1 protein-coding gene and 1 pseudogene are annotated in these 961 nt (G+C 38.7%); both read right to left on the reverse strand.

Annotated elements, in window-relative coordinates; all coding sequences use genetic code 11:
* A partial coding sequence (locus tag WMO75_RS20040) for a transposase (protein WP_353963816.1) occupies positions 1-290 on the reverse strand: 290 nt, incomplete at its 3' end.
* Positions 248-957 (reverse strand): annotated as a pseudogene (locus WMO75_RS19610) (transposase). The gene WMO75_RS20040 and the pseudogene WMO75_RS19610, both read right to left, overlap by 43 nt.
* Between the last annotated feature and the right edge of the window lie 4 nt (positions 958-961).

Here is a 961-nt window from a genome sequence, read left to right on the forward strand (position 1 = left end):
TTTGCATTTACTATTTTGGAATGACTGCTGACAGCAGCAAAGTCAAATCCACTTTTGCTTTCCTTAATGAAGTTTTCTATCTTGCCCCTGCCACAATAAAACTGGATGATCTGATAAGGTTCCATATCCATGTTTGTAACAATAAAGGTGTACATGTGTGTCAGCTGTCCGTATGGTTTCTCAATTTTGAAAACTACACGTCTTGGATATTTCCATGAACCTGCCTGATACATAAATTCGCCATAAGTTACTGCATAGCTGATCTGATCCTTTTGAGTGGCTTGGTACAAATCTTCCTCTTTATCTGAAGCCAGGCAATGAGTGCGGGATTCTGTTTTAAACGGATAGCATAGGAGCAACCATTACTCTCACAGGTTTCATAAAGTTTTGGGGAAGAGAATCCGCTGTCGCCACGAAGATAAGTTTTAATGCCCCTTTCCAGGTATTCCTGAAAAATAGATTCCATAAATTTATCTGCCCCATTGCTGCAATGGAGCGTTCCATCGCGGAGTTCCGCTTTTATCAGGTCTCCAGTCAGTCCGTCATAGCATAGTAATGGATGATATCCCTAAGATTTTTATCAATGCCATCAAACTGTACCAGAGTATCTTCATCCATACGGTTGAAAAATCTTGATAATGTTGGCTGCGATGCCAGACTTTCTTTATCAAGAATGACATTGAAAACAGGATCCAGAGTCAGTTCATCCGCACAGTCATCCTGAAAATATGCAGAGATGATCTGATAGATCATCTGTAATAAGTTTTCATGGTCTTTGTGAAACCGGATAGACTTATCATTGGTTTTAAACTTCTTTTTGATCAGCTTTGTAAAGCCGATCTTTGCAACGAATTCTTTTATCAAAAGAAGACCTGCATCGGAGGATAGATCACCTCCATCAAAATTTATTTTAATTTGCCTATTGCTTTGAAGTGAAAAGGTGTTTACAATACTCATAAAG

Source organism: Blautia intestinihominis, assembly GCF_040096655.1.
Classification (GTDB): Bacteria; Bacillota; Clostridia; order Lachnospirales; family Lachnospiraceae; genus Blautia_A; species Blautia_A intestinihominis.